This window comes from Streptomyces sp. NPDC012637, from assembly GCF_042954805.1.
Lineage (GTDB): Bacteria > Actinomycetota > Actinomycetes > Streptomycetales > Streptomycetaceae > Streptomyces.
In genome coordinates, this window is record NZ_JBIBDS010000001.1 from 534811 (window position 1) to 544832 (window position 10022).

10 protein-coding genes and 1 pseudogene are annotated in these 10022 nt (G+C 71.9%); 6 read left to right on the top strand and 5 right to left on the bottom strand.

Annotated features, from left to right (window positions below):
* The first annotated feature begins 104 nt into the window (after window positions 1–104).
* The 3 genes and pseudogenes from ACFY8W_RS02375 (at window position 105) to ACFY8W_RS02385 (ending at window position 1523) form a co-directional block, all read left to right on the top strand.
* A complete protein-coding gene (locus tag ACFY8W_RS02375; protein WP_391099151.1) occupies window positions 105–431 on the top strand; it encodes a plasmid stabilization protein in 327 nt (108 codons plus the stop codon).
* 32 nt (window positions 432–463) lie between these two features.
* Window positions 464–1024, top strand: coding sequence for a DJ-1/PfpI/YhbO family deglycase/protease (locus ACFY8W_RS02380; protein ID WP_391099153.1), 561 nt, complete (start codon window positions 464–466; stop codon window positions 1022–1024).
* A gap of 78 nt (window positions 1025–1102) precedes the next feature.
* Window positions 1103–1523 (top strand): annotated as a pseudogene (locus ACFY8W_RS02385) (CBS domain-containing protein).
* 63 nt (window positions 1524–1586) lie between these two features.
* Here the strand turns inward: ACFY8W_RS02385 and ACFY8W_RS02390 are convergent.
* On the bottom strand, window positions 1587–1787 hold the full coding sequence (locus ACFY8W_RS02390) for an Rv0909 family putative TA system antitoxin (RefSeq protein ID WP_391099156.1): 201 nt from the start codon (window positions 1785–1787) through the stop codon (window positions 1587–1589).
* Window positions 1788–1991: 204 nt separating this feature from the next.
* On the opposite strand from ACFY8W_RS02390, the gene ACFY8W_RS02395 reads away from it, so the two are divergent.
* Window positions 1992–3179, top strand: coding sequence for an alpha/beta hydrolase family protein (locus ACFY8W_RS02395; RefSeq protein WP_391099158.1), 1188 nt, complete (start codon window positions 1992–1994; stop codon window positions 3177–3179).
* 39 nt (window positions 3180–3218) lie between these two features.
* On the opposite strand, the gene ACFY8W_RS02400 is transcribed toward ACFY8W_RS02395, so the two are convergent.
* The 4 genes from ACFY8W_RS02400 to ACFY8W_RS02415 all read right to left on the bottom strand — a co-directional run bounded on the left by ACFY8W_RS02400 (window position 3219) and on the right by ACFY8W_RS02415 (window position 8047).
* Window positions 3219–4517: a sugar ABC transporter permease gene (locus ACFY8W_RS02400; RefSeq protein WP_391099161.1), complete on the bottom strand. Its 1299-nt coding sequence runs from the start codon at window positions 4515–4517 to the stop codon at window positions 3219–3221.
* A complete protein-coding gene (locus tag ACFY8W_RS02405) occupies window positions 4514–5314 on the bottom strand; it encodes an ATP-binding cassette domain-containing protein (RefSeq protein WP_391099164.1) in 801 nt (266 codons plus the stop codon). Before ACFY8W_RS02405 ends, ACFY8W_RS02400 begins: the two co-directional genes overlap by 4 nt.
* Before the next feature lie 42 nt (window positions 5315–5356).
* Complete coding sequence (locus tag ACFY8W_RS02410; protein ID WP_391099166.1) at window positions 5357–6448, bottom strand: substrate-binding domain-containing protein; 1092 nt, start codon at window positions 6446–6448, stop codon at window positions 5357–5359.
* Between the two features lie 189 nt (window positions 6449–6637).
* On the bottom strand, window positions 6638–8047 hold the full coding sequence (locus tag ACFY8W_RS02415) for an aminopeptidase P N-terminal domain-containing protein (RefSeq protein WP_391099169.1): 1410 nt from the start codon (window positions 8045–8047) through the stop codon (window positions 6638–6640).
* Window positions 8048–8190: 143 nt separating this feature from the next.
* Here ACFY8W_RS02415 and ACFY8W_RS02420 point away from each other — a divergent pair, with 143 nt between their 5' ends.
* Both ACFY8W_RS02420 and ACFY8W_RS02425 read left to right on the top strand, forming a co-directional pair.
* Window positions 8191–9174, top strand: a complete 984-nt coding sequence (locus tag ACFY8W_RS02420; RefSeq protein ID WP_391099171.1) for a LuxR family transcriptional regulator — start codon at window positions 8191–8193, stop codon at window positions 9172–9174.
* A 526-nt stretch (window positions 9175–9700) separates the two neighbouring features.
* Window positions 9701–9952 carry a hypothetical protein gene (locus ACFY8W_RS02425; protein ID WP_391099173.1) on the top strand — a complete coding sequence of 84 codons (252 nt, stop codon included), beginning with the start codon at window positions 9701–9703 and terminating at the stop codon, window positions 9950–9952.
* Window positions 9953–10022: the final 70 nt, after the last annotated feature.

Genomic DNA, 10022 nt, shown 5'->3' on the forward strand with positions numbered 1-10022 from the left:
GGATTCCCGTTCTGCTCCTGTTTGACACGAATTAATCAGATGGGCGAGGGCAGCGGCTCAGTGAAGGCCGTGAAGACCCGTGCACGCCCGGAGAGGAGCGGACCATGCCCCGCGGCTCGAGCGCCAAGCGCGAACGTCAGTACGAGCACATCAAGGAGAGTGCCCTGGACCGTGGCGAGAGCGAGAAGCGCGCGGAGGAGATCGCCGCCCGCACCGTGAACAAGGAACGCGCCCGCTCGGGCGAGTCCAGGACGGCGAGCAAGAGCTCCACCCAGGACATGTCGTCCTCGCGCCGCGGCGGGCTGCGCTCGCACAGCGGCTCCGGAGGACCGACGTACGACCAGCTGTACGCGGAGGCGCAACGCCGCAACGTCCACGGCCGGTCCTCGATGAACAAGGCCGAACTCAAGCGCTCCCTCGGAGGTAAGTGACCAGGCGACCCAGGGGCGCCGAAGGGATCATCGTGACGCTCGACGGAACGACCGTCCTCGTCCTCACCAGCAACTACGGGACGGAGCAGGACGAACTCATGCACCCGATGGCGGTCCTGCGGGAGGCCGGTGCCCGCGTCACGGTTGCCGCCCCGCGGGACGAACCCGTCCTGACCCTCATCTCCGACCGCCGGCCGGGAACCGTCGTCGAGCCGGACACGACCCTCGCCGAGGCCTCGCCCGACGCGTACGACGCCGTCGTGGTGCCCGGCGGCACCCTGAACGCCGACCGGCTGCGCACCAACCACCGGGCGCAGCGCCTGATCGCCGCCTTCGCCGAGGACGGCAGACCCGTGGCGGCGATCTGTCACGGTCCGTGGCTCCTCCTGGAGAGCGGGGTCGTCAAGGGCCGCGAGATCACCTCGTACCCGTCCCTGCGGACGGACCTGGAGAACGCCGGCGGTCACTGGCAGGACCGCGAGGTGGTGGTGGACACGGCCGGCGGCCATCCGCTGATCACCTCGCGCAGACCCGCCGACCTGGACGCCTTCTCGAAGGCGATCGTCCAGGCGCTGGAGGGCCGCACGGCCTGAATCCGCGCCCTGACGCCCCGCCCGACCGGACGCCCCGCCCGCCACCACGACGCCCATCCACCACCACGGGAGACCACCATGACCACCGCACGCGACATGATGACCCCGGACGCCACGTGCGTCCGGTGGGACGAGACGGTCGCCGAGGCCGCTCGCAAGCTGGTCGCGCTCGACGTGGGCGCGCTGCCGATCTGCGGCCCGGACGAGCGGCTCAAGGGCATGCTCACCGACCGCGACATCGTCCTGAAGGTCGTCGCCGAGGGCAAGGACCCCCGAGAAGTGCACGGCGGGAGAGCTCGCCCAGGACGAGATCGTCACCATCGGCGCGGACGCCTCCGCCGACGAGGTGCTCAACGTGATGAGCGAGCACCGGATCCGGCGTGTCCCCGTCATCGAGGGCCACGTCCTCGTCGGCATCATCGCCCAGGCCGACGTCGCCAGGACCCTGCCCGACCGTGCCGTCGGCGACCTGGTCGAGTCCCTCTCCGCCCATTCCTGAGCCCCGGCACGCGAACGCCCCCGGCAGCCGCGCACGGACGGCGCGGCTGCCGGGGGTCGTGGGTCACCGCTGGGGCGGCTGCTCCGGGGGCTGCGTCGGGTCCGAGCCCATCTGCCGCTTGAGCCTCTCCTGGGCCGTGTCGACCTGACTGCTGTACTTGCCCTGCGTCTTCCCGTCGACGTAGTCGCCGGCCTTGTCGACGCCCTGACCCGCCTTGTCCTCGTGGCCCTTGAGCATCTGCTTGAGCTTGTCCATCACGGACATCGCGGCCCTCCTAGAGTGGCCCCCCTGTCCCGTCCAGCATCCCGGACCGGGAGGCGGCCCGCATCCGCAGGGAGGTCCGGCGGGCGGTCCGGACGGGCGCGCCGTGAGGCGTACCCGGGATCAGACCTCGGGCGTACGGGCGGCCGGCCGGTTCCGCCCGTGGTCTGACGCAGGCAACGGGCCCGGCGCCGTACCGTCCTGGGCATGGTCAAACTGACTCGGGCGGCCGCGGCCGCCCTTCTCGCCTGCGCCGTCGCGTTACCCGCGACCGCCCTTCCCGCCACCGCGGCGACGCCCACGGCCGCCGCCCCGGCGGCCGCCGGCACCTCCGCGGCCGCCGCGCTCGAACTCCCCGCCCCCACCGGCAGGTCCGGCGTCGGCACCTCCGTACTGCACCTCGTCGACCGGTCGCGTACCGACCCGTGGGTGCCCGAGGCAGACGGCCGGGAACTGATGGTCACCCTCCACTACCCGGCGGCCCGCAAGGCGCACGGCCGGCCCGCCCCGTACGCGACCGAGCAGGAGGCGCGACTGCTCCTGCAGGGCGTCGGGGTGACGGATCCGGCGTCCGTGCGCGCGCTGGCCGGCATGGGCACTCACAGCGCGACGAACGCGCGTCCCGCGCCGGGCCGGCACCCGCTCGTCGTGCTGTCGCCGGGCTTCGGCGTGCCGCGCTTCACGCTCACCGCCATCGCCGTCGAACTCGCCTCGCGCGGCTACGTGGTCGCCTCCGTCGACCACGCCTACGAGACCTCGGGGACCGCCGTGCCGGACGGGCGGGTCCTCACCTGCGTGGCCTGCAAGGCCCTCGAGGAGGGGCGGGCGAAGGGCACTGACGTCACGGCCGCGCGTGCCGCGGACGTCCGCTTCGTCCTGGACCGGATCACCGGGCCGCACGCGGCCTGGCCGTACGCGCGGAGCATCGACCGCTCCCGGATCGGCATGGCCGGCCACTCGATCGGCGGGGCGAGCGCGGCGACCGCGATGCTCGCGGACCGGCGCATCGACGCCGGGGTGAACATGGACGGCTCGTTCTGGGACACCCTGCCGGCGGGCGGACTCGGCGACCGTCCCTTCCTGTTCCTGGGCACGGACGACGAGACGCACCGCCCCGGTGGCGAGGATGCCAGCTGGGACCGCACGTGGCAGGCCCTCGACGGCTGGAAGCGCTGGCTGACGGTGGCCGGTGCCGACCACTTCACGTTCTCGGACGCGCCGGTGATCCAGCGTCACTTCGGCCTGCCCGCCGGGCCGATCCCGGCCGACCGGGCGCTGACGGTGACCCGCGCCTATCTCGCCGCGTTCTTCGACGAGCACCTGAAGGGTGTTCCTCAGCCGCTCCTCACGGGTCCCAGCGCGGAGCACCCCGAGGTGCGGTTCAACCAGCCGTAGCCGGGCACGCCCGAGGCCGTGGGCGCGCCCGAGCACGTCTCAGGCGCGTCCCGCGGCCTTCTGGCTGCGCCGGGACAGGGAGTCCACGACCACGGCGGCGAGCAGCACCGCGCCGGTGATCATGAACTGGACGGCGTTGCTGACGCCCATGATGTTCATGCCCGACTGGATGGAGCCGATGACCAGCGCGCCGAGGAGCGCGGACCAGACCGAGCCGCGGCCGCCGAACAGGCTCGTGCCGCCGATGACCGCGGCGGCGATGACGTTCATCAGGAGGTTGCCGCCGCCGGAGGTCTGGCTCGCGGACTGGATCTGGCCGGCCAGGAAGATGCCGCCGACGGCCGCCATGGTGCCGGAGATGGCGAAGACGCTCATCCGCACGAAGGGCACGCTGATGCCGGCCCGGCGGGCGCCCTCGATGTTGCCGCCGACCGCGAAGATCTGCCGCCCGTAGCGGGTGCGGCGCAGCACGAAGTCGAGGACCACCAGAAGGATCAGGAAGATCAGCAGTGCCAGCGGCAGGCCCTGGTACTGGTTGAGGATGTAGGCGGCGACGAAGGCGATGGCCGCGATGACGACCGTCCGCAGCACGATCTCGCCGATCGGCCGGAACGGCACGTGGGCGGCCTGCCGGCGTCTGGCGTCCTGGAGCGAGGCGAACAGGAAGAGCCCGACGCCGACGCCGGCGGCGACGTAGGCGGTGGCCGGGCTGTGGAAGATGGTCGAGTACAGCTCGGAGACGATGCTCTCGCCGGGGATGTTCACCGTGCCGCTGCTGCCGAGCACCTGGAGCATGAGGCCGTTCCAGAAGAGGTTGCCGGCGAGGGTGACGACGAAGGCGGGCACGCCGACCTTGGCGAAGAAGAAGCCGTGGATGAGGCCGACCGCCGCTCCCCCGGCGATGGCGACCAGCAGCGCCAGCCATTCGTTCATGCCGTTGAGCACGTTGAGCACGGCGAAGACGGCAGCGCACAGGCCGCTCACGGAGCCGACGGAGAGGTCGATCTCGCCGAGCAGCAGCACGAAGACGATGCCGACGGCGATCATTCCGGTGCCGACGATCTGCTGGCTGAGGTCGGAGAGGTTCTGCGCGGACAGGAAGGTGCTGTCGAGGCTGCCGAAGACCGTCCAGATGATGACGATGGCGACGACGACGGGCAGCGAGCCGAGTTCGCCGCTGCGCACCTTGCGCCGGAACTCGCCCACGTAGCCGCGGAAGCCCTCCTCGCGGACGATGAGCCGGCTGTCGACGGCGGGCACGGCCTGGGGCGCGGGCTCCTGCGTCGCCGCGTCCTCGGGGGGCTCCGGGCCGCCGCCGGGGTTCCGGTCGCCTCTCATGGCTCCTCCTCCCCGCGGGCCTGGCGCTCCTCGCGGATGCGGGCCTGACGGCGGGTCACGGCGCTCTCGCTGGCCCCGGTGATGGCGGAGATGATCTCCTCGGTGGTGGTGGAGCGCTTGTCGAAGAAGCCGTTGTTGCGACCGAGCCGCAGGACCGCGATGCGGTCCGCGACGGCCATCACGTCCACCATGTTGTGGCTGATCAGAATGGTCCCCAGGCCGTGGTCGCGGAGCCGTTCGACGAGGTCGAGCACCTCGGCGGTCTGCTCGACGCCCAGCGCGGCGGTGGGCTCGTCCAGGAGGACGACCTTGGGGTCGCCGACGAGGGAGCGGGCTATCGCCACCGTCTGGCGCTGGCCGCCGGACAGGGACGCGACGGGGATGCGGACCGACGGGATGCGGATGGACAGGGTGTGCAGGAGCTCACGGGAACGCTGCTCCATGCGGACCTCGTCGAGCACCCCGAAGCGGCGCAGTTCGCGGCCGAGGAAGAGGTTGCCGACCACGTCGAGGTTGTCGCACAGCGCGAGGTCCTGGTAGACGGTGGCGATGCCGAGGTTCTGGGCGTCGTGGGGCCGGTTGATCGAGACCCTCCGGCCCTGCCATTCGATGACGCCCTCGTCGGGCGGGTTCACCCCGGCGATCGCCTTGATGGCGGTCGACTTGCCGGCGCCGTTGTCCCCCACGAGGGCGACCACCTCTCCGGCGCTCACCTCCAGGTCGAAGTCCGACAGGGCCTGGACCGCGCCGAACCGCTTGGAGATCCCCCGCAGTGACAGCACAGGTGCTTCCGGCACAGCGACCGCCTCCGACGCCTACCCGGCCCTTGTCGGGGCCGGTCACTCCAGACCGGCCTGCTTGCACGCGTCCTCGTACGTCGGCGTGCAGATCTCGTCGACCGTGTACAGGCCGTCCTTGACGACGGTGTCCTTGATGTTGGTCTTGTCGACCACGACCGGCGTCAGAAGGTTGGCCGGGACCTTGTCGCCGCTGCCGTTGGTGACGGTCAGGGGAACGAGGTCCTTCGGGAGTTCCTTGCCCTCGGCGAAGTCGACGGCCATCGTGGCGGCGATGTCGGCCTCGGGCTTGTACGGCTTCATGATGGTGATCGTCTGATCACCGACCAGGATGCGCTGGATGGCGTCGAGTTGGGCGTCCTGTCCGGTCAGCGGCACGTTCATGCCGGCCGCCTTCAGGGCGGTCGAGATGCCGGCGGCGAGGCCGTCGTTGGCGGAGTAGACGCCGACGATCTTGTCCTTGCCGAGCGCGCTGATGGCTCCGGACATCTGCTGGTTGGCGTTGTTCGGGTCCCAGTTGGGGGTGTCGTACTCCTTGCCGATCTTCACCTTGCCGTCGAGCACGGAGTGGGCGCCGGCCTTGAAGTCGGCGGCGTTCGGGTCGGTGGGCGAGCCGTTGTGCATCACGATCTCGCCGGATCCGGCCTTGTCGCCGAGCGCGTCGAGCAGCGCCTTGCCCTGCAGTTCGCCGACCTTGCGGTTGTCGTACGAGACGTAGGAGTCGACCGGGCCCTGGGCGAGGCGGTCGTAGGCGACCACCTTCACGCCCGCGGCGTGGGCCTTGTCCACGGAGGACTGGATCGACTTGGAGTCGACGGCGTCCAGGATCAGCACCTTGTCGCCCTTGGCGAGGGCGGTGTTGACCTGCTGTTGCTGGGTGGTCGCGCTCTCGGCGGCGTTGTAGTAGTCGACCTGGGCGCCTGGCGCCAGCTCCTGGATCTTCTGCTCGATGTAGGGCTTGTCGAACTTCTCGTACCGCGTGGTCTTGCTCTCCGGCAGCAGCAGCCCGATCTTGATCTCCTGGCGCTGGGCCGAGTCCGACGCGGGCTGGGCGACGCCGCTCGTGGCCACCACGCTCAGGGACAGGACCGCGGTTCCCGCGACGGCGATCGCCGCGCGCACTGTACGGGTCATGAGAGGCTCCTTCCGCGCGCCCTCGAGCCCTCCACCGCGGGAGCTGTAAGGCTTGCGAAAACTGCCTGACCGCGGGAGCGTCGGCGCACCTATGGCCTATGTATCGACATTAGCCCCAACCCGCGGGGCCTTCCATTCGCGGCGCCGCGCCCCCCGTGGGCACGGCGCCGCGAGGGGCGTCGGACCCGGTCAGCCGGCGTGCCGGGCCATCCAGGCCTCGACCTCGTCGGAGGACCTGGGCAGACCCGCCGAGAGGTTCTCGTGGCCGTCCTCGGTGACGAGGAGGTCGTCCTCGATGCGGACGCCGATGCCCCGCCACTCCTCGGGCACGGTCAGGTCGTCCGGCTGGAAGTAGAGCCCGGGCTCGACGGTGAGCACCATGCCGGGCTCCAGGACGCCGTCCACGTACTCCTCGTTGCGGGCGTGGGCGCAGTCGTGGACGTCCAGGCCGAGCATGTGGCCGGTGCCGGCCATGGTGAAGCGGCGCTGGAGGCCGAGTTCGTACGCGCGCTCGGCGGGGCCCTCGATGAAGCCCCAGTCGACGAGCCGGGCGGCGAGGTGGCGCTGGGCGGCCTCGTGGAAGTCGCGGTAGGCGGCCCCGGGCTTGACGGCGGCCATGCCGGCCTCCTGTGCCTCGTACACCGCGTCGTAGACCCGGCGCTGAACGGGCGTGAAGGTGCCGCTGATGGGGAGGGTGCGGGTGACGTCGGCGGTGTAGAGGCTGTTCGTCTCCACGCCGGCGTCGAAGAGCAGCAGTTCGCCGGGACGGACGGGACCGTCGTTGGTGGTCCAGTGCATGATCGTGGCGTGCTCGCCCGCGGCGCAGATGGAGCCGTAGCCGACGGAGTTGCCCTCCAGACGGGCGCGACGGAAGAAGGTGCCCTCGATCCAGCGCTCGGACGTGGCGACGGCGCGCGAGAGCTCGGCCACCGCGTCGGTGAAGCCGCGCACGGTGGAGTCGACCGCCTTGCGCATCTCGCCGATCTCCCAGGCGTCCTTCACCAGGCGCAGGCCGCTCAGCACCTCCTCCAGCTCGTCGTCGCGCTCCTCGTCGGTGCCGACGGCGGCCTCGATGGCCGGGTCGACGCCGCGGACGACACGCGTGGGCACGGTGGAGGCGGCGAGGTCCTGGGCGGCGGTGCGGACGTCCCGGCAGGGCAGGCCGAGGACGCGCTCGGACTCGGCGAGGGAGCGGCGGCGGCCCATCCACAGCTCGGCGTGGTAGCCGCTCCAGAACTCGTCGGTGTCCCGGCCGTCGCGCGGCAGCTGGTAGCAGTAGGCGTCGTGCCCGCCGTCCGCGCGGGGTTCGAGCACGAGGGCGCCGTCCCTGGCCTGGTCCCCGGTCATGTGCACGTAGCCGGAGTACGGGCGGAAGGGGTAGGTGTCGTCGTTGGAGCGGGCCTTGAGGTTGCCCGAGGGGATCACCAGGCGCTCGCCGGGGAAGCGGGCGGAGAGCGCCGCGCGGCGGAGGGCCGCGTACGGGGCCTGCTCGTCGGGTGTGAGGTCGTGCCGTTCGGTGTCGGCCCAGCCGGTGCGCATCAGCGCCGACAGTTCCTCGGAGATGCCTGCGTAGAGACCGTTCTTCCGGGCCTTGGCCACGTCGTACCCCTTCGTCGGACCACTCGCGTGTTCGGGTGGGCTTGCGGTTCCGGACGGTAGTCCGCGCGGCGGACGCCGTGGGCCGGGTAGTGCCAGTGGCACTGATCGGACACACCGAGGGCGGAAGCGCCGACAATGAGGGCATGACGAACGCGAAACTCGGCGAGGCGCTGCGGCTCCTGGGCGTCGGCCCCGCGGCGGGCCGGGTCTACCGGGCGCTGCTCGAATCGGCGCCCGCGCCGCTCGGCGCGATCGGGCGGGCGGCGGGGCTCGGCGGCGCCGAGCTGGCCGCCGCGTACGCGGAGCTGGTCGCCGCGGGCCTGGCCAGCGCCGCCGAGGGCGAGGGTGACGTGGTGGCGCCGGTGCCGCCGGCGGCGGGCCTGGAGATCCTGGCCCGGCACCGGGCGGCGGAGCTGGAGGAGTCGCGGATCGCGGTCGGCGGCGCCTTCGAGTCGTTCCGGCGGCACCGGCTGGCCGCGTACAACGACGATCTGGTCGAGGTCGTCACCGGCGAGGCGATCGGGCCGAGGATGCGCCACGCGTGGGCGAGCGCGCGGGAGCAGATCCGGCAGTTCGAGTCGCCGCCGTACGTGCTGCTGCCCGGCGCCACGGAGGACGCGCTGGCGACGCTGGCGCGCGGGGTGCGGCAGCGGGTCGTGTACTCCCGGGAGTCCCTGGAGCACCCGGGGCATCTGCGGGACGCCATCGAGCCGGCCATCGCGGCCGGCGAGCAGGCGCGGGTGCTGCCGTCGGTGCCGGTGAAGCTGCTGATCATCGACGAGGCGTACGCCCTGGTGTCGTTGTCGATCAGGGAGGCGGACGTGGTCAACACGATGCTGGTGGTGCAGCCGTGCGGGCTGCTCTCCGCGCTCGTGGCGCTCTTCGAGCAGTGCTGGCACTCCGCGCTGCCCTTCCACGGCGGCGCGGCCCGGCCCGCCGCCCTGCCGCCCGCCGACCGCCGGCTGCTGCGGCTGCTCGCCGGCGGGGCGAGCGACGAGGTCATCGCGCGCGAACTCGGCGTCAGCCGCCGGACCTTGTTCCGACGGCTGCAGATCCTGATGGCCAGGCTGGGCGCGGCGAACCGCTTCCAGCTGGCGCTGCAGGCGCAGCGGGCCGGCTGGCTGTGAACCGCGCCGCCGCAGGAGGCAGGCGCCGCTGCGAACCGCGCGGGCGCAGGAGGTGCGCGCCGCTGCGAACCGCGCGGCCGCAGGAGGCGGGCGCCGCCCGCCGGGGTCCGCGCGTGCTGTGAACCGCGCTGCCGCCGCGGGTGTGCCTGGCTCGGCGCCAGGCGCCCGCCGGCGGTCCGGGGCCCTCGCCGTTCCTTCGTCACCGGGTGCCGAGAACCTGCACATTGTGGATGTGACTTGAACCGGGCCTCCCCCGTCACTCTCCGGAACGGCACACCGCCCGGGCCCCGCTGTCGGGTTTCACCCCCGTTCGTCCCGTGCCCTTCAGAGACCTCCGGAATCTGTTACTCCGCTCTGCGGAGAAGCTGTCGCCATTACGTGAAACATGCTGCACGGGCGGCTTCCGGTGGTGCGCGAAAGGCGCGGAAAAGGCGTCAAGGGAATTGGCTCGTACACCCGTTGGCGTGCTTTGATCTGGCCCGCCGCGGCAGACGGATTCCCCCCACTGACATGAAAGGTGCGCTCCATGCGTAACGACATCGAGACCCGTGAGATCGCCGACACCGAGCTCGACGCCGTGTCCGGCGGCGTCATCAGCGTCAACGGCGGTCTCGCCGGCGCCGTGAGCGGCGACGTCACCAACCTGCTCGGCACCGTCGGCAACCTGCAGACCGTGCAGAACGTCGAGGGCCTCGTCAACGGCGTTCCCGGCCTGGTCCAGGGCGTCACCGGCGTCTCGGTGAACACCGGCGCCATCACCGGCATCGCCGGTCTCTGAGCGAGTCACCGCCGGGCACCCCGGGGCGACACGCCCCGGGGTGCCCGGCACCCGCGGCGGGACCGACGGG